We start from the raw sequence: 17,267 nt of genomic DNA, 5'->3' as shown, positions 1-17,267 counted from the left end.
CCCGGCGGTTCTCTGTCTGACTCAGTGGCCCTGGGCCTCGAGGTTCGCGAAGCCGGCCTGGACGATCTTCTCGGCCTCGGCCGCGTCGCCCCAGCCCTCGATGGTCACGAACTTGCCCGGTTCGAGGTCCTTGTAGCGGGCGAAGAAGTGCTCGATCTCTTTGCGGGTGTACTCCGGGATATCGTTCACATCCTGGATGTGCTGCCAGCGCGGGTCCTTGTGCTGGACGGCGATGATCTTCGCGTCGCCGCCGGCCTCGTCCGACATCTTCAGCACGCCGACCGGGCGCACCTTGATGCCGACACCGGGGAAGACCGGGTATTCGAGAAGAACGAGGACGTCCAGCGGGTCCCCGTCGTCGCCCAGTGTGTTCTCGAAGAAGCCGTAGTCCGCCGGGTAGACGAAGGCCGTGAACAGCACGCGGTCGAGGTAGACGCGGCCGGTCTCGTGATCCACTTCGTATTTGTTGCGGCTCCCTTTGGGGATTTCGATGACGACGTCGTATGCGGTCATGTCCGTTCGCTCCTTAAACGTTCAGCGGGAAAAACCTGCACTAACGTTACTGGATGCATTCAGACGGTTCTCCGGGAGAAGCCCCCCGCCGTCCGCGCCTGACGCCGCCCATCGCCGACGCCCGGCGCGCTGTGCGCGCAGCGCTCGCCGCGGCCGCCGCCCTCCCCGTGCCGGATGCGGAGGGCGATCACGGTCCCGCCCGGCCGCACCCGCTCGCCCCCGGCGCCCTCGTCCTCATCGGACTGAGCGGGGGAGCGGACTCGCTCGCCCTGGCCGCGGCCGCCGCGTTCGAGGCCCCCCGCGCGGGCTTCCGTTCGGGCGCCATCGTCGTGGACCACGGTCTCCAGCCCGGTTCGGCCGAGGTCGCCGCCGGGGCCGCCTGCCAGGCGCGAGCGCTCGGTCTCGGCCCTGTGCTCGTGGAACGGGTGAGGGTGGAGGCAGCGGGTGGCCCCGAGGGCGCTGCCCGCGCTGCCCGTCACACTGCCTTCGACTCCGCCGCTCGCGCGACCGCCGCCGCCCGCATCCTGCTCGCCCACACCCTGGACGATCAGGCCGAGACCGTCCTGCTCGGCCTCGCCCGCGGCTCCGGACCGTCCAGCCTGCAGGGCATGCTGCCCGACACCGGCCGGCTGCTACGCCCCTTCCTCGGCTTGCGCCGCGCCACGACGCGCGCGTTCTGCGCCGACAGTGGCCTGGAGCCGTGGGACGACCCGCACAACGACGACCCCGCCTACACCCGTGTGCGCGTGCGCTCGGCGGTGCTTCCGGTCCTCGAGCAGGAGCTCGGCCCGGGCGTCGCGGAGGCGCTCGCCCGCACGGCCGAGCAGTTGCGCGAAGACGACCAAGCCCTCGACAGCCTCGCGCTCGAAGGGGCGCAGGAGCTGGTCTCCCAGGCGGATGACGGCTCGGTCGCTCTGGAGGTCCGCGGGCTGGCCGCCGGCCCGCCGGCCCTCCGCCAGCGCATCATCCGGCTGGTCGTCTCGGCGGAGTTCGGCGTCTCTCTCTCCCGCAGCCACACGCTCGCGGTCGCCGCGCTCATCGCCGACTGGCACGGGCAAGGTCCGCTCAGCCTTCCAGGCGTTAGAGTTGTCAGGCAGAACGGCCTGCTCACGTTTCACCCCCACACCTAAGGACAGCGCCTCCCTCATGGAACTCACGGACGTTCACGACGACCTAACCGAGATTCTGATCACCGAGGAGCAGATCCGCTCCCGCATCGCCGAGCTCTCCCGCGAGATCGAACGCGATTACGCCGGCAAGGATGTCCTGCTCATCGGCGTCCTCAAGGGCGCTGTCATGGTGATGGCCGACCTCTCCCGTGAGCTGAGTGTCCCGGTCACGATGGATTGGATGGCCGTCAGCTCGTACGGCAGCGGCACCGTGTCGAGCGGTGTGGTGCGCATCCTGAAGGACCTCGACACCGACCTCAGCGGTAAGACCGTGTTGATCGTCGAGGACATCATCGACTCGGGCCTCACCCTCTCCTGGCTGCTCGCCAATCTGCACAGCCGCGGTCCCGAGTCGATCGAAATCTTCGCCCTGTTGCGCAAGCCGGAGGCGGCCCGCGTCGAGATCGACGTGAGGTACGTCGGCTTCGACATCCCGAACAAGTTCGTGGTCGGCTACGGTCTGGACTACGCCGAGCGTTACCGCACCCTCCGCGGAGTCGGCATCCTGGCTCCGGCCGTCTACAGCTGACACCGCGGGGAGCGGCCGAATACCAGGTCGCCCAGAGCGAACATGCAGCGCCCCCCAGCGGGCAGGCGGTACTGTGGGGGCACCATGAACGTCAAGAAGATCTTCCGCGGCCCGATCCTGTACGTCGTGCTGGCGATCATCACCGTGTGGGTCGGCTCGAGCCTGCTTACGATGTCGGGATTCAAGGGTGTGTCGACGCAGAAGGGCTTCGAGCTCCTCTCCCAGGGCAAGGTGTCCAGCGCGAAGATCGTGGATGGCGAGAACCGCGTCGACCTCACGCTCAAAGCGGCGGACGCCTCGCTCGGCACGCAGGTGCAGTTCTACTACGTCACGCCGCGCGGCGCGGATGTCGTCAAGGCGATCGACGACGCCAAACTCCCGAAGGGCTACGACGACGAGGTGCCGCAGCCGAACTGGCTGGTCAACATCCTCGGCTTCCTGATCCCGGCGCTGCTGATCGGGGTGTTCTTCTGGATCATGATCTCCGGCATGCAGGGCGGCGGCAACAAGGTCATGCAGTTCGGCAAGTCCCGGGCGAAGATGGTCACCAAGGAGACGCCGAAGGTCACGTTCGAAGATGTCGCCGGCTCGGACGAGGCCATCGAAGAGCTGGAGGAGATCAAAGACTTCCTCAAGGAGCCGGCCAAGTTCCAGGCGGTCGGAGCGCGCATCCCCAAGGGCGTGCTGCTCTACGGCCCTCCCGGAACCGGTAAGACCCTGCTGGCCCGCGCCGTCGCGGGAGAGGCGGGCGTGCCGTTCTACTCCATCTCCGGTTCGGACTTCGTGGAGATGTTCGTCGGTGTCGGCGCCAGCCGCGTGCGCGACCTGTTCCAGCAGGCGAAGGAGAACTCTCCGGCCATCATCTTCATCGACGAGATCGACGCGGTCGGCCGTCACCGCGGCGCGGGTCTCGGCGGCGGGCACGACGAGCGCGAGCAGACGCTCAACCAGCTGCTCGTGGAGATGGACGGCTTCGACCCGAAGGCCAACGTCATCCTGATCGCGGCGACCAACCGCCCCGACATCCTCGACCCCGCGCTGCTGCGTCCGGGCCGCTTCGACCGGCAGATCGGCGTGGACGCGCCCGATTTGCTTGGCCGCAAGAAGATCCTCGAGGTCCACGGCCGCGGCAAACCGATCGCCGCGTCCGTTGACCTGGAGGTGCTGGCCCGCAAGACGCCCGGTTTCACCGGGGCCGACCTCGCCAACGTGCTCAACGAGGCCGCCCTGCTCACCGCCCGCTCCAACGCGCAGCTCATCGACAACCGCGCCCTGGACGAGGCCGTCGACCGCGTGATCGCGGGACCGCAGAAGCGCACCCGGGTCATGAAGGACCAGGAGAAGCTCATCACCGCCTACCACGAGGGCGGTCACGCGCTCGCGGCGGCGGCGATGCGGCACACCGACCCGGTGACCAAGATCACCATCTTGCCGCGCGGCCGCGCCCTCGGCTACACGATGGTGATGCCGCTGGAGGACAAATACTCGGTCACCCGCAACGAGCTGCTCGACCAGCTCGCCTACGCCATGGGCGGCCGGGTGGCCGAAGAGATCGTGTTCCACGACCCCACTACTGGCGCGTCCAACGACATCGAGAAGGCGACCTCCATCGCCCGCAAGATGGTCACCGAGTATGGCATGAGCGCCGACATCGGCTCGGTCAAGCTCGGCCAGGCCAACGGCGAGATGTTCCTCGGCCGCGACATGGGCCACCAGCGCGACTACTCCGAGCGGATCGCCGAGCGCGTTGACGCCGAGGTGCGCGCGCTCATCGAGAAGGCGCATGACGAGGCCTGGCAGGTACTGAACGACAACCGCGCCATCCTGGACCGGCTCGCCGCAGCCCTGCTGGAGCAGGAGACGCTCGACCACAACCAGATCGCTGAGATCTTCGCGGACGTGAACAAGCTGCCGGAACGCCCGCAGTGGCTCTCCAGCGACAAGCGGCCGATCTCCGATCTGCCTCCGATCGAGTTCCCGAAGGCGCCGATCGGCGCCGGTGCGGTGGACGGCGGCGTGGACAGCGCGCCGCCGTCGCCGAAGCCGAAGCGCTCGCCCGCCATCAAGCCGCGGCCGGCGACTTCCTAGCCACGCGCCGCATGACCGGTTTCGATCGCGCTCGCATCGAGGCGGCCGTCGCTGAGATCCTCGCCGCTGTCGGCGAGGATCCGTCGCGGCCGGGTCTGAGCGCTACGCCGTCCCGAGTGGCGGACGCCTACGCGGAGTTCTTCGCGGGCCTCGGCCGGGACGCCGAAGCGGAGCTCGGCGAGCCGGTTCCACTGGAGCAGGGGCAGGCTGAGACGGTCATCCTGCGCGAGATCTCGTTCCGTTCGGTGTGTGAGCACCACCTGCTGCCGTTCATCGGCGTCGCGCATGTCGCCTACCTGCCCGGAGAGGCCGTGATCGGCCTCGGCCGGATCCCCCGCGTCATCGACACGCTCGCCGCGCGTCCCCAGGTCCAGGAGCGGCTGACCGAGCAGATCGCCGACACATTCGAGGCCGGTGCGGGCGCGCGGGGTGTGCTTGTCGTGCTGAGCGCGGAGCACGGCTGCGTCACCGCCCGCGGTCCGCGGCAGGTCGCGGCGACGACGGTGACCCTCGCCGCGCGCGGCGAGTTCGCGGAGCCGGCCGCGCGCGCGGAGCTCATCGCGCTGATCGGGTGCGGTGCGGCGTGACCCTCATCATGGGTGTCCTCAATGTGACGCCGGACTCGTTCAGCGACGGCGGGCTCTGGCTGGAGCCCGAGCCCGCCGTCGCACACGCGCTCGATCTGGTCGCCCAGGGCGCGGACATCATCGATGTCGGGGGTGAGTCCACCCGTCCCGGCGCCCGCCGGGTCGATCCGGAGGAGGAGCGTGTGCGGGTCGTCCCCGTCATCCGCCGGCTTGCGGAACGCGGTGTGACCGTCAGCGTCGACACCATGAACGCCTCCACCGCGCGCGCCGCGTCCGATGCGGGCGCCGCGATCATCAACGATGTCTCCGGCGGTCTCGCCGACGCGGGGATGGCCGACGCTGTGCTCGCCACCGGACTGCGATACGTGGTCATGCACTGGCGCGGAGAGCTCGACGCCGGAGACTCGCGCGCCGTCTACTCCGACACTGTGGCCGAGGTGCGGACGGAGCTGTCCGCCCGCGTCACCGACCTCCTGCGCCGCGGTGTGGACCCGGCCTGCCTCATCGTCGACCCCGGCCTCGGCTTCTCGAAGAACGCCAGGCACAACTGGCAGGTGCTCGCCGGGCTCGGCGACATCGAGGCCCTCGGCTATCCGGTGCTCATCGGCGCCTCCCGCAAGCGCTTCCTCGGTGCTCTGCTTCCGGACGGCTCCGCCGTCGCCGACCGGGACTCACCCACGGCTGTCGTGTCGGCGCTCGCCGCGCGGGCCGGGGTGTGGGCGGTGCGCGTCCACGATGTCGCGTCGACGCAGATCGCCCTCAATGTCCTGCGGGCGTGGCAAGGTGGAAGCGATGACCAGAACCGATAGACCGGCCGACTCTCTCCTCCTCACGGGGCTCCGCGTTCGCGCGAACCACGGAGTGTACGGCTTCGAGCGCGAGAACGGCCAGGATTTCGTGGTCGATGTGACCGCCTGGCTCGACCTCGCGAGCCCGGCCGCGAGCGATGACCTCCGGCAGACGGTCCACTACGGAGAGCTCGCGGTGGAGATCGCGGAAGCTGTGAAACGGAATCCGGTGGACCTCATCGAGACCGTCGCTGAGCGCGTCGCCGGTGTGGTGCTCGCGCATTCGCCGGTGTGCTCGGTGGAGGTGACGGTCCACAAACCGGACGCGCCGATCGACGTGCCGTTCGGGGATGTGGCGGTGCGGATCGTGCGGGAACGCCGGTGAGGCCCGCCCCCCGCCGCCAGCGCCTCCGTGTCGGAGCGCCCGCCGTGCTCGCCCTGGGCGGGAATGTCGGCGACCGCGTCGCGACCCTCCGCGCCGCCCTCGACGCGCTGGCCGCTCATCCCGGCATCCGCGTCGAACGGATCTCGCCGCTGTACGAGACGCCCGCGCTCAAACCCGACGGCATTTCGGGGGAGGCCCCTGCGTACCTGAACGCGGTTGTCCTCATCCACACTGTCCTGGACCCGCTCGCCCTGCTCGCCGCGGTCAACCGCATCGAAGACGGCCTCGGCCGCGTGCGCGAGGAGCGCTGGGGCGACCGCACCGTCGACATCGATATCGTGGACTACTCGGGCATCGTCTCCGACGACCCGCGGGTCACGCTCCCGCATCCCCGTGCCCACGAACGCGCGTTCGTCCTCGTGCCCTGGCGGGACATCGCCCCGGACGCCGTGCTCCCCAGCCACGGCCGCGTCGCAGACCTCGCCGCCCTCGCCACCGACCCCGTGACCCCGTTCGAGGAGACCGCACCGTGAGACGCACCCGGCCCTCCTCGCTGATCAGCTTCGGCGTCCTCGGACTGGTCTTCGGGTTCCTCGTCGAGGTCGCCGCCGCCAGCGGCGGGATCGCGGTGTTCATCTCACCGCTGACCCTGCCGATCACTCTCGTCGCCGTCGCGATCGTCATCGTCGCCTTCGCCTTCCCGATCCGCCGCTCGGTGCGCGGCTCCCGCCCGCGGCGGGTCGACCCGTTCCAGGCGACGCGGATCGTCCTGCTTGCCAAGGCGTGCGGACTGAGCGGCGCGGTTCTGACCGGCGCTGGCGCGGGCATCCTGGTCTTCCTGTTCACGCGGGAGGTGTTGCCCGTCGGCGGTGCCGTCCTGCTCACCGTCCTGGCCACGGCCGGCGCCGTCATCCTCCTCGTCGCCGGACTCCTCGCCGAGTATTTCTGCACCCTCCCGCCCGGTGAGAGCGAGAAGGAGCCGGACGATGCCCCCACCCGTTGAGCTGGCCGCCGGCGACTGGAGACGGGTCTCGCCCAAGTACGTGGTCGTCGTCGTCGCCGGCGTGCTCACCACCGGGATCGTGCTCGCCGCGGCAACGGTCTTCTTGTGGCTCGCTGCCGGCTGGACAGGGGGCTGGCTGCTCCTGGCGGGGGTCATCGCGGTCACGCTGGTCTCGCTGTTCGTCGCCCGCCGCCGCACCCGATCGATCGGCTTCGTGCTCCGGGACGACGATCTGCTCTTCTGTCGCGGCGTTCTGTTCCAGCGCTTCGTGTCCGTGCCGTACGGCCGCATGCAGCTGATCGACATCACCCGCGGACCGGTGGAACGGGTGCTCGGGCTCGCGGACCTCAAGTTCGTGACTGCGGCGGCCTCGACCGGTGTGCTCATCCCGGGGCTGCCAGAGGCGGAGGCCGGAGAGCTGCGCGACCGCCTCGTGGAGCTGGCAGAGAGCCGCCGGGCGGGACTGTGACCGAGCCGGAGCGGGAAGCCGGGCCGGGCGGCGAGGCGCCCGGTGAGGCGACGCCGGCCGCGACACGCGGCACCGAGCCGCGCGGTGTCGCGGCGGTCGGCGGTGGCCCTCCCCCCGTCCGCCTCTCCGTCGCCTCCCCGTCGGCCGGACGGTTCACCGACGGCGAGTGGCACCGCCTGCATCCGGCGACCCCGTTGCTGCGCGGGGGCATCGTCTTCATCGCGGTGCTCGGTTTCGTGCTGTCGAACCTGCGCGAGCGCATCGTCGCGTTCTTCGTCGGCGCGCCCGACTTCGGCGGGGACCCGCTCGACGAGATCTACGACCGCGGGTGGCAGGGCTGGGCGCTCCTCGCTGTGGTCGCCGTCCTGATCGGCTGCCTCGCGCTGTTCTCCCTGTCCTGGCAGATGCACACTTTCCGGATCACCGGTGACGCGGTCGAAGTGCGCAGCGGCATCCTTTTCCGCACCCAGCGGAAGGCGCGTCTCGACCGCATCCAGGGGATCAACGTCGTCCGGCCGCTGCTTGCGCGTCTGTTCGGTGCGGCGAAGCTCGACATCACCGTGGCGGGCCACGACGCGAACGTGCAGCTGGCGTACCTGGGTTCGGCGCTCGCGGACGGGCTTCGCGGGGATGTGCTGCGGTTGGCGTCGGGTGCGCGAACGGTGGAGGCGGGTCCCGCTCCGGCTGCGTGTACGGCGTCCACTTCTCCTTCTGGCGCGGTCGGAGAGGCCGTGAACCGCCGAGTCAGCGAGTTTCTGGCTCCCGAGCTCGATCCCGGTGCCGCTTCGCCGGAGTCGGTCGTGAAGATCCCACCGCTGCGCCTGCTCGGGTCGCTCCTCGTCAGCGGCTTCTCCCTGTTCGTCATCGCCGTGTTCGCTGTGTTCCTCTATGGTGCGTCGAGCGGCGCTCCGTGGCTACTCATCGTGGCGCTGCCGGGTTTGATCGGTTCCGCGAGCCTTGTCATCAACCGGTTCACGAAGTCGCTGCGCTACTCGATAGCGGGGACGCCCGACGGCGTCCGCGTCGGCTTCGGCTTCCTCAGCACGAGCAACGAGACGCTTCCGCCCGGCCGGGTCCACGCGGTCGAGGCGATCCAGCCGCTGCTCTGGCGGCCCTTCGGCTGGTGGCAGATCCGCATCGACACAGCCGGGCGGTCCCGCGAGAAGGGGGCCGCCGGCCAAGCGAACACGACCATCCTCCCCGTCGGGGACCTGGCCGACATCGCCCGGGTGCTCTCCCTTGTCCTCCCCGGGTTCGCCACTGACGAAAACCGTGCGACGATCCTGGCCGGTATGACCTCCCGCGGACGCGACGACTTCACGGGCAGTCCGGTGCGTGCCGCCTGGGTGCGCCCGCTCAGCTGGCGTCGGACAGGCTATCGAAACATCGACGGCGCACTCCTCCTCCGTCGCGGCTTCGTCTGGCGCAGCCTCGCGATCGTTCCGCTTGCACGCCTCCAGAGCCTCGAACTCCTCCAGGGGCCCGTCGATCGTGCCCTCGGTTTGACCGCAGCCCGCTTCCACACCGTGAGCGGACCTGTCCGCCCCCGCCTCGCCGCCATCGACGCCGAAACCGGCGTCGCCCTCTTCGAGACCGTCAGCACTGACGCGATCGCGGCGGCCCGGTCGGATCAGAGCCACCGCTGGGGAGCGCCGATCGTCTCGGAGGCGTCGGACGAACCAGACCCGCTGGTCCCGTCTGACCTGCTTGGTTTGTCTGGTCTGTCTGGTCTGTCTGGCTCGTCTGGTCCGTCTGGTACGGCTGTCCCGCTGGTCCCGCCTGGCCCAGCCCTGCCGACAGTCTCGCCCGCTCCAGCTGTCCCACGGATCCCGCCCGCCCCGTCCGCTCGCGATCACGAGGAGAACGTGTGACCCCCACTTCCACCCGTTCGGGACGTCTCGGCGTCGGTATCGTCGGCGGCGGGCATGTCGGCCCCGTGTTGGGCGCCGCTCTCGCCGGAGCCGGGCACGCGATCGTCGGGGTGTCTGCGGTGTCCGAGCCCAGCCGCGAACGCGTCGAGGCGATGCTCCCCGGGGTTCCCCTCCTGGATGTGCCGACGCTGATCGAGCGCAGCGAACTCGTCGTGCTCGCGGTGCCGGACCAGGAACTGCCCGCGCTCGTCGCCGGACTCGCCGCGACCGGGACATGGCAGCCCGGGCAGATCGTGCTGCACACCGCACCCGGCCACGGGGTCTGCGTACTCCGCCCGGCTGCGGTGGTGGGGGTCATCCCGCTCGCCGTCCACCCGGCCCTGGCGTTCACCGGAACCAGTCTGGATCTCGCGCGCCTCACCGAGAGCTATTTCGCCGTGACTGCTCCGGCCCCGGTGCTGCCGATCGGGCAGGCGCTCGTGGTCGAGATGGGCGGTGAGCCCGTGGTCGTCGCGGAGGAGGATCGCGCGGCTTACGCGGAGGCGATTGCGACCGCGACCTCGTTCTCTTTGTCCATCGTCGGGCAGTCGACGGTGATTCTGCGGGGCATCGGCGTCGAGAGTCCGGGATCGTTCCTCAGCTCCCTCGTGCGGTCGGCGGTGGACAATGCGTTGACGCGAGCGGGGACGGCGTCCGCGCTGGAGGTGAGCGACATGCTGGGCGAACTCGCCGGTGACCCGGAGGACGAGGGCGGTCTGCCCGAATCGCACGGGGGCTGAGCGGAGCGCGGCGGGCGAAAGGAGACCGCGAACGAGGGAGAATGAGGGAGCCGCATCCCCGGCCCTCGACGCCCGGCCCTCCCTCCGCTCCGAAAGTCTCTGCCCTCGAAAGGAAAGGACACCATGACCACTGTCGTGACCGTCATCGCCTGCCTCCGCGAGATTCTCAGCACTGCCCGGCGGACTGCGGTCGCTGAGGGGGCGTCCGATGCGCCGGCCAGTCGTGTGGTGCTCGTGCCGACGATGGGTGCGCTGCACGAGGGACACGTGCGGTTGGTGAACCACGCTCGCGATCTTGGGGGGATCGTGGTGGTCTCGATCTTCGTGAACCCCCTGCAATTCGGGCCGGGGGAGGATCTCGACCGCTACCCGCGCACACTGGATGCGGATGTCGCCCTGCTGGACGGGCTGGCAGACGTCGTGTTCGCCCCGGCCGCAGCGGAGATGTACCCACAGGGCGAATCTTCGACGCGCGTGACCGCCGGAGCGGTCGGCGGCCTGTTCGAGGGCGCCTCGCGGCCGGGGCATTTCGACGGAATGCTGACTGTCGTCGCCAAACTCTTCGGGATCGCGCAGCCGGATGTCGCTGTGTTCGGCCAGAAGGACGCGCAGCAGGTGCATCTCGTCGGCCGGATGGTCGACGATCTGAACCTCCCGGTGACCATTGCCGTGGTCGATACGGTGCGGGAGCCGGACGGCCTCGCGCTGTCCAGCCGGAACCGGTATCTGGACGCCGACGCCCGCGCTGCGGCGGCGACACTGTCGCGTGCGCTGGCCGACGGCGTCGCGGCCTGCGCGGGCGGAGCGGCGGCGGTGCTCACCGCGGCCCGTGTACGCGTGGAAGCCGAACCAGTCGTTAGGCTGGACTATCTCGTGATCGTCGACCAGGGCACCTTCCGCGAGGTCGCGCCGAATTACCACGGGCCGGCATTTCTCCTGATCGCCGCGCGTGTCGGATCGACCCGGTTGATCGACAACGAGCGGATTACGCTGCCCTGATCGAACGACCATCTCCTCCCCCGCATCCGAACGGAAGAAACAATGACCGATACGCCGACGGAAACCCCTGAGCTCACCGACGAGGAGATCAGCGAGCAGAAGGCCGTCCGGCTCGGCAAGCGCGAGCGGCTCATCGCCGGTGCCGGCGACCTCGGTGGCGGTGCGTACCCGGTACGGCTCCCGGTGACGACGACGATTCCGGAGGTACGCGAGAAGTGGGGGCACCTCGCCGCGGACGAGGTCTCTGCGGAGACCGTGGGTGTCGCGGGTCGCGTCGTCTTCCTCCGGAACACCGGCAAGCTGTGCTTCGCTGTGCTTCAGTCGGGAGACGGTTCGCGCATTCAGGCGATGGTGTCGCTGGCCGAGGTCGGCGAGGAGTCGCTGGCGCGCTGGAAGGAGTTCGTGGACCTGGGCGATCATGTCTTCGTCTCGGGCGAGGTCATCTCCAGCCGTCGTGGCGAGCTGTCGATCATGGCCGTGGGCTGGCAGATCGCCTCGAAGGCGATCCTCCCGCTCCCGAACCTCCACAATGAGCTGAGCGAAGAGACGCGCGTTCGCTCCCGTTACCTCGACCTGATCGCGCGCGATCGAGCCCGCCGGAACGTCCTCGATCGCGCCGCCGCCGTGGCGAGCCTCCGCACGACCTTCGCCGACAGCGGTTTTATCGAGGTCGAGACCCCGATGCTGCAGGTCATGCACGGCGGTGCCTCGGCCCGTCCGTTCGTGACCCACTCGAACGCCTTCGACACGGAGCTCTTTCTCCGCATCGCGCCGGAGCTCTACCTCAAGCGCGCCGTCGTCGGCGGCATCGACCGGGTGTTCGAGATCAACCGTAACTTCCGCAACGAGGGAGCGGATTCCACGCACTTGCCGGAGTTCGCCATGCTTGAGGCGTACCAGGCGTACGGCGACTACAACACCATCGCCGACCTGACGCAGGCGCTCATCCAGAACGCGGCGGTCGCCGTCTCCGGTTCGCATGTCGTCACCTGGGCAGACGGGACCGAGTACGACCTCAGCGGCGACTGGGACCGCATCCGGATGTACGACAGCCTCTCGGAGGCGCTCGGCGAGGAGATCACCCCGGAGACCCCGCTGCAGCGGCTGCGCGAGCTTGCGGCCGAGGCCGGTGTCGAGATCGAGCACCCACTGCCCGGCAAGTACGTGGAGGAACTCTGGGAGCATCATGTCAAGAGCGGGCTCGTCCGCCCGACGTTTGTCATGGACTTCCCTGTGGACACCAGCCCGCTCGTGCGTGTACACCGTTCGCTCCCGGGCGTTGTCGAGAAGTGGGACCTCTACATGCGCGGCTTCGAGCTGGCTACCGGCTACTCGGAACTGGTGGATCCGGTCGTCCAGCGCGAACGCTTTGTCGAGCAGGCGCGATTGGCCGCTGCGGGCGACGACGAGGCGATGCGCCTGGACGAGGAGTTCCTTCGCGCGCTCGAGTTCGGGATGCCGCCCACCGGCGGGATGGGAATGGGCATCGACCGCTTGCTGATGGCCCTGACCGGCCTCGGCATTCGTGAGACCATCCTGTTCCCGCTCGTCAAGTAGAGGGTGGTGGGGAGGGGCGCACAGCCGTGTCAGCAGCGATTCTCGAGGTGTACCCGGGTCAGCTCCGCCATCTCCTCGTCGGTCAGTTCGTCGAGCCGACGGCCTTCGCGGCGGTCGAGGCGCATCCACCGCACGAAAAGCAGCACCAGGATCGGGACATCCGCGATCTCCGCGATGAACCACAGGAAGTCCCCGGACAGGTGCTGATCGTGCAGCGGAGTGGGGAACCAGAACGGCATCCGTCCGGCGATCGCCGGGGCGTGGTCGAGAACGCTGTCGTTCAGCCGCAGGAGGAGTCCGGGGATCGCATCGAGCAGTAGCTCCACGAACGCCAGCAGGAACTCGACTGTCACGAAGAATCCCGTGCGGACCAGCGAGTGCGCGGCGATCGGCAGGACGAGCAGCAGACCGGCGAGCGGCGTCAGAACAGCGATGGTCCACTCGGACCAGGGAGAACTGCGCAGAATCGCGGCGACCGGGGTCAGGAACACCAGGAACACGGCGCACGCGAAGGCGGGCGCGAAGATCGCGTTGCCGAACAGCCGGACCGGCCGGGAGCGCATCGCCCGGGCCGTGCGCTCCCGGCCGCGGCCGCCGAGCGCAGCGCGCGCCAGTGCGACCGGCCGGCCGATCGCGAGCAGCCCCGGGACGACGAAGAGCAGCAGAGCGATCCGCGTGCTGAAAGCCCAGCGGAGGTTGGTGCTCTCGGAGCCGAGGAAGCCGAACGAGACGACCGCATAGGACCCGAGCCCCAGGAAGAGGAACGCGCTTGTGAGCCGGAACGGCCAGCGATGTCCGTTCCGCCGGAGCCGCACCACCCCCGAGAGGTAGAGCGTCGCAGCCGCCGCGATCATGACGGCGGCGGCCGGATCGAACGACCAGGTCGAGAGGAAGACGGCGAGAGGTGGCGTGAGGGACTCCGTTCCCAGGTGGGCGGGATACCATTATCCCGCTATGAGTGAAATAGTCGGCGGAATCGTCTGGTCGCTCGCACCGACCGTGCTCGTCGGCCTGCTCTTCTGGATGATCATGCGCAAGATCGTCCACGCCGACCGCACCGAGCGGAAGGTGTACGCGCGCATGGAGGCCGAGGAGCGCACGAAGCGCGGACTCGCCCCCAAGCCGTAGCCGTCCCCTAGGTGTGATGTCCAGGGGGGTTGTTTCGGCGATACGGTCGTGAGGAGTTGAGGGGCGAGGGCCTCCGGTTGTGAAGTGGAGCTGTTCAGTTCAACCGCTTCACGATCCAGGAGGCCTTCGTGTCCCACGTTAACGCTGCTCTCACACCGCGCGCTCGTCTGCGCCTTGCCAGGCTCATCGTCGAGGACCATTGGCTGGTCTCCGTCGCAGCGAAGATGTTTATGGTCTCGCCCGTTACCGCGCGGAAATGGGCGGCGAGGTTCCGCGCCGAAGGCACGGGAGGGATGACCGACCGGTCTAGCCGCCCACGATCGATGCCAACGCGGACGCCGTTGCCCGTGCTCAAGCGGATCGTGCGGGCGAGGTGGCGACGACGCCTGGGGCCGGTGCAGATCGCCGGCGAGCTTGGCCTTCCCGCCTCGACCGTCCACGCCGTCCTGGTGTGCTGCCGCATCAACCGGCTCTGCACCATTGATCGGGTCACGGGCGAGCCGATCCGTCGCTACGAGCACGACCACCCTGGATCGCTGATCCATGTCGACGTGACGAAGTTCGGCAACATCCCCAACGGCGGCGGCTGACGATTCGTCGGCCGCGTCCAGGGCGAACGCAACCGGGAAGCGACCGCCACCCGCACGAAGAGCAGGAACCACCGCTACGAGCCACGGTTGGGCACCGTGTTCGTCTACACGATCATCGACGACCACTCCCGCGTCGCCTACGCCGAGATCTGCTCCGACGAGAAGGCGGACACCGCGATCGGTGTCCTGCGGCGTGCTGTCGCCTGGTTCGCCGACCGGGATGTCAGCGTCGAACTCGTCCTCTCGGACAACGGCTCCGCCTACAAGTCCTACGCCTGGCGAGACGCCTGCACAGAGCTCGGGATCAGGGCGAAGAAGACCCGACCATACCGACCACAGACCAACGGGAAGATCGAACGCTTCCACCGCACACTCGCCGACGGCTGGGCCTACGCCCGGTTCTATGGTTCAGAGGCCGAACGACGAGAAGCACTCCCCGGCTGGCCCCACTTCTACAATCATCACCAGCACCACTCCGCCATCAGAGCCCCACCCATTAGCAGAATCGACAACAACCTCCCTGGACATCACACCTAGGTCGGGAGCGTTGCCGGAACCCTCCCCGCCGAGCGGGTCGTAGCAGCGTCGCGTCGCACTTCGCTACGGTATTCCTGAGGATGCCGATCGGGACTCTCGGCGGACGTGACCGGAGGGACGGCGGATGGGCGACGGGGTCTTGGCCACGGTCATCGTGGTCTTCCTGCTCCTGTTCGACTTTGTGATCCGTGTTGTCGCGATCATCGTGGTCCCCCGGAATCGCAAGCCCACCTCGGCGACCGCCTGGCTGCTGGCCATTTTCCTCATCCCGTACATCGGAGTGCTGTTCTTCCTGCTGATCGGCAGCTACAAGCTCCCGAAGGCGCGCCGGGAGAAGCAGAAGGAGATCAACTCCTTCATCATCGACAGCACCGAGGGCATGGAGCGTGTGCGGCGTGACCACCCCTGGCCGCCGTGGCTCCAGTCGGTCGTCGAACTGAACCGCAATCTCGGGGCGATGCCCCTGGTGGGCGGCAACCGGGCCTCGCTCAATGGCGACTATGTGGGCTCGCTCGCGGCGATGACGGAGGAGATCGCGGCCGCGCGCCGCTACGTCCACGTCGAATTCTACATCCTGACCCTCGACAAGACGACAGCGCCGTTCTTCGACGCGCTGGAACGTGCGGTGCAGCGGGGGGTGACCGTGCGGGTGCTGCTCGACCACATCGCGTCGCTCCGGACGCCCGGCTACACCGCCACGATCCGCCGGCTCACCGAGATGGGCGTGAAGTGGCATCTCATGCTTCCGGTGCAGCCGTTCCGGGGAAAGTATCAGCGGCCCGACCTCCGCAACCACCGGAAGCTGCTCGTGGTCGACGGGCGGGTCGCCTTCGTGGGCTCGCAGAACGTCATCGACCGCAGTTACAACAAGCGCTCCAACATCAAGCGCGGTCTCAAGTGGAAAGAGCTGATCGTCCGGCTCGAGGGTCCGATCGTCGCCGGTCTGAACGCGATCTTCATCACGGACTGGTACAGCGAGACCGACGAACTCCTGCGGCGGGAGACGGAGCCGATCGCGGTCGAACTCGACGCGGACGAACTCGACGCGCAGGTCGTGCCTTCGGGTCCCGGATTCGCCGGCGAGAACAATCTCCGACTGTTCCTGGCGCTGCTCTACTACGCGCAGGAGCGCATCGTCATCACATCGCCGTACTTCGTCCCCGACGAGTCCATGCTCACCGCGATCACCACTGCGACGCAGCGGGGTATCGCGGTCGATCTGTTCGTCTCGGAGATCGGGGACCAGGCGCTCGTCTACCACGCCCAGCGGTCTTACTACGAAGCCTTGCTGCGCGCCGGAGTGAGGATCTGGATGTACAAGGCGCCGTACATCCTGCATGCCAAGCACTTCACGATCGACGATGAGGTCGCGGTGATCGGGTCGAGCAACATGGACATGCGCTCCTTCCAGCTGAACATGGAGGTCTCTCTGATGGTCAGGGGCCGTCCGTTCGTGCAGCAGATGCGGGCTATCGAGGACGGCTACCGGCGGGACAGCCGCGAGCTGACGCTGGATGAGTGGATGCGGCAGCCGCTGCGTTCGACCGTGCTGGACAACCTCGCGCGATTGACTTCCGCGCTGCAATAAGGGAGACATGGGTACAGGCTGCCGGGGCGGCCGGCTCCCCGGACCGGCCGGCGGAAAGTTTGTGGACAACCCATCGTGAGCCGTCACTTGTGGAGGAAAGCCTTCAGCCCCGCGATTTCCTGTCCCCCCGGCGCCGCCGACCGCCGGGGCTCTCTCCCTTCCTCGCCGGAGCGGCATTCCCGGTTCCGGCAGGCGAATCGGAAGCAGGCTCCTTAGAATGGTCCGGTGATCCGCACCAGCCGCACTGCTGTCGCCCTCCTCCTCGCCGTCAGCGGGGCAGCTCTGCTCGGGGGATGCTCCACGGACAGCTCGAAGCCGGTCACCGACTATGCCGGCGAGCCCAAGGGCGTCGATGCGCCGGCGAGCAGCGCGGGCGGCGCATCTTGGGCGGCCTGGCTCGAACAGGGCCGGCAGTTCGGGATCGTGCTCTACGGCAGTTCGAACTGCCCGCCGACGGTGCAGTCGATCCAGGTCACCGCCGGCAACCAACTCCAAGCGACGCTCGCGCCGGTCTCCGGCGGTGTCTGCACGCAGGACTACGTGCCACACACGACCGTCTTCGCCACACCCGCCCGGCTGTCGAAGACCTCCGGCGTGACGATCGGACTGTCCGACGCGACAGTCACCCTCGCCGGCCTGCGCGGTTGAGCCAGCCCACAACCCGTGTCGCGTCTGCCACGGCTGTCA

Annotated in this window: 18 protein-coding genes and 1 pseudogene; 17 read left to right on the top strand and 2 right to left on the bottom strand. The window is 68.6% G+C overall.

Annotated elements, in window-relative coordinates; all coding sequences use genetic code 11:
* Positions 1-21 precede the first annotated feature (21 nt).
* Positions 22-513: an inorganic diphosphatase gene (gene ppa, locus LXX_RS10600; RefSeq protein WP_011186830.1), complete on the bottom strand. Its 492-nt coding sequence runs from the start codon at positions 511-513 to the stop codon at positions 22-24.
* A gap of 53 nt (positions 514-566) precedes the next feature.
* Between ppa and tilS the strand changes: the two genes are divergently transcribed.
* From tilS to lysS, 13 genes are all read left to right on the top strand, one after another.
* Positions 567-1,643 (top strand): tRNA lysidine(34) synthetase TilS, encoded by a 1,077-nt coding sequence (gene tilS, locus LXX_RS10595; RefSeq protein WP_041767803.1) that lies wholly within the window; start codon positions 567-569, stop codon positions 1,641-1,643.
* A gap of 16 nt (positions 1,644-1,659) precedes the next feature.
* Positions 1,660-2,211: a hypoxanthine phosphoribosyltransferase gene (gene hpt, locus LXX_RS10590; RefSeq protein ID WP_011186828.1), complete on the top strand. Its 552-nt coding sequence runs from the start codon at positions 1,660-1,662 to the stop codon at positions 2,209-2,211.
* Between the two features lie 84 nt (positions 2,212-2,295).
* Positions 2,296-4,299: an ATP-dependent zinc metalloprotease FtsH gene (ftsH, locus tag LXX_RS10585; protein WP_011186827.1), complete on the top strand. Its 2,004-nt coding sequence runs from the start codon at positions 2,296-2,298 to the stop codon at positions 4,297-4,299.
* A gap of 11 nt (positions 4,300-4,310) precedes the next feature.
* Complete coding sequence (folE, locus tag LXX_RS10580) at positions 4,311-4,886, top strand: GTP cyclohydrolase I FolE (protein WP_011186826.1); 576 nt, start codon at positions 4,311-4,313, stop codon at positions 4,884-4,886.
* Complete coding sequence (gene folP, locus LXX_RS10575) at positions 4,883-5,695, top strand: dihydropteroate synthase (protein ID WP_041768504.1); 813 nt, start codon at positions 4,883-4,885, stop codon at positions 5,693-5,695. Before folE ends, folP begins: the two co-directional genes overlap by 4 nt.
* The gene (folB, locus tag LXX_RS10570) at positions 5,679-6,059 is read left to right on the top strand and encodes a dihydroneopterin aldolase (protein WP_011186824.1); all 381 of its coding nucleotides are present in this window, start codon (positions 5,679-5,681) and stop codon (positions 6,057-6,059) included. The genes folP and folB overlap by 17 nt, the downstream gene beginning before the upstream one ends.
* The gene (gene folK / locus LXX_RS10565; protein WP_011186823.1) at positions 6,056-6,592 is read left to right on the top strand and encodes a 2-amino-4-hydroxy-6-hydroxymethyldihydropteridine diphosphokinase; all 537 of its coding nucleotides are present in this window, start codon (positions 6,056-6,058) and stop codon (positions 6,590-6,592) included. The genes folB and folK overlap by 4 nt, the downstream gene beginning before the upstream one ends.
* Complete coding sequence (locus tag LXX_RS10560) at positions 6,589-7,062, top strand: DUF3180 domain-containing protein (RefSeq protein WP_041767799.1); 474 nt, start codon at positions 6,589-6,591, stop codon at positions 7,060-7,062. Before folK ends, LXX_RS10560 begins: the two co-directional genes overlap by 4 nt.
* Entirely contained in the window at positions 7,046-7,531 is a 486-nt protein-coding gene (locus LXX_RS10555; RefSeq protein WP_041767797.1) for a PH domain-containing protein, read from the top strand. The genes LXX_RS10560 and LXX_RS10555 overlap by 17 nt, the downstream gene beginning before the upstream one ends.
* A complete protein-coding gene (locus LXX_RS10550) occupies positions 7,528-9,402 on the top strand; it encodes a PH domain-containing protein (protein ID WP_011186821.1) in 1,875 nt (624 codons plus the stop codon). The genes LXX_RS10555 and LXX_RS10550 overlap by 4 nt, the downstream gene beginning before the upstream one ends.
* Positions 9,399-10,181, top strand: coding sequence for a DUF2520 domain-containing protein (locus tag LXX_RS10545; protein ID WP_011186820.1), 783 nt, complete (start codon positions 9,399-9,401; stop codon positions 10,179-10,181). Before LXX_RS10550 ends, LXX_RS10545 begins: the two co-directional genes overlap by 4 nt.
* 123 nt (positions 10,182-10,304) lie before the next feature.
* Positions 10,305-11,180: a pantoate--beta-alanine ligase gene (gene panC / locus LXX_RS10540; RefSeq protein ID WP_041767794.1), complete on the top strand. Its 876-nt coding sequence runs from the start codon at positions 10,305-10,307 to the stop codon at positions 11,178-11,180.
* Between the two features lie 42 nt (positions 11,181-11,222).
* Positions 11,223-12,737 (top strand): lysine--tRNA ligase, encoded by a 1,515-nt coding sequence (lysS, locus tag LXX_RS10535; RefSeq protein WP_011186818.1) that lies wholly within the window; start codon positions 11,223-11,225, stop codon positions 12,735-12,737.
* A gap of 29 nt (positions 12,738-12,766) precedes the next feature.
* Here lysS and LXX_RS10530 read toward each other — a convergent pair whose 3' ends face one another.
* Positions 12,767-13,591, bottom strand: coding sequence for a cytochrome c oxidase assembly protein (locus tag LXX_RS10530; protein WP_011186817.1), 825 nt, complete (start codon positions 13,589-13,591; stop codon positions 12,767-12,769).
* Positions 13,592-13,691: 100 nt separating this feature from the next.
* On the opposite strand from LXX_RS10530, the gene LXX_RS14935 reads away from it, so the two are divergent.
* The 4 genes and pseudogenes from LXX_RS14935 (at position 13,692) to LXX_RS10515 (ending at position 17,228) form a co-directional block, all read left to right on the top strand.
* Positions 13,692-13,865, top strand: coding sequence for a hypothetical protein (locus tag LXX_RS14935; protein WP_011186816.1), 174 nt, complete (start codon positions 13,692-13,694; stop codon positions 13,863-13,865).
* 128 nt (positions 13,866-13,993) lie between these two features.
* A pseudogene (locus LXX_RS10525) lies at positions 13,994-14,992 on the top strand (IS481-like element ISLxx4 family transposase).
* Positions 14,993-15,116: 124 nt separating this feature from the next.
* Entirely contained in the window at positions 15,117-16,580 is a 1,464-nt protein-coding gene (cls, locus tag LXX_RS10520; protein ID WP_011186815.1) for a cardiolipin synthase, read from the top strand.
* Between the two features lie 225 nt (positions 16,581-16,805).
* Positions 16,806-17,228, top strand: coding sequence for a hypothetical protein (locus tag LXX_RS10515; protein WP_011186814.1), 423 nt, complete (start codon positions 16,806-16,808; stop codon positions 17,226-17,228).
* Positions 17,229-17,267: the final 39 nt, after the last annotated feature.

The sequence above is a fragment of the Leifsonia xyli subsp. xyli str. CTCB07 genome, assembly GCF_000007665.1.
In the GTDB taxonomy this organism is placed as follows: domain Bacteria; phylum Actinomycetota; class Actinomycetes; order Actinomycetales; family Microbacteriaceae; genus Leifsonia; species Leifsonia xyli_C.
This window is presented reverse-complemented; position numbering and strand designations above follow the sequence as displayed.

Coding starts and splice junctions, on each gene's coding strand:
- ppa (WP_011186830.1), bottom strand. CDS start 513: ATGACCGCATACGACGTCGTCATCGAAATCCCCAAAGGGAGCCGCAAC.
- tilS (WP_041767803.1), top strand. CDS start 567: ATGCATTCAGACGGTTCTCCGGGAGAAGCCCCCCGCCGTCCGCGCCTG.
- hpt (WP_011186828.1), top strand. CDS start 1,660: ATGGAACTCACGGACGTTCACGACGACCTAACCGAGATTCTGATCACC.
- ftsH (WP_011186827.1), top strand. CDS start 2,296: ATGAACGTCAAGAAGATCTTCCGCGGCCCGATCCTGTACGTCGTGCTG.
- folE (WP_011186826.1), top strand. CDS start 4,311: ATGACCGGTTTCGATCGCGCTCGCATCGAGGCGGCCGTCGCTGAGATC.
- folB (WP_011186824.1), top strand. CDS start 5,679: ATGACCAGAACCGATAGACCGGCCGACTCTCTCCTCCTCACGGGGCTC.
- LXX_RS10555 (WP_041767797.1), top strand. CDS start 7,046: ATGCCCCCACCCGTTGAGCTGGCCGCCGGCGACTGGAGACGGGTCTCG.
- panC (WP_041767794.1), top strand. CDS start 10,305: ATGACCACTGTCGTGACCGTCATCGCCTGCCTCCGCGAGATTCTCAGC.
- lysS (WP_011186818.1), top strand. CDS start 11,223: ATGACCGATACGCCGACGGAAACCCCTGAGCTCACCGACGAGGAGATC.
- LXX_RS10530 (WP_011186817.1), bottom strand. CDS start 13,591: ATGATCGCGGCGGCTGCGACGCTCTACCTCTCGGGGGTGGTGCGGCTC.
- LXX_RS14935 (WP_011186816.1), top strand. CDS start 13,692: ATGAGTGAAATAGTCGGCGGAATCGTCTGGTCGCTCGCACCGACCGTG.
- cls (WP_011186815.1), top strand. CDS start 15,117: ATGGGCGACGGGGTCTTGGCCACGGTCATCGTGGTCTTCCTGCTCCTG.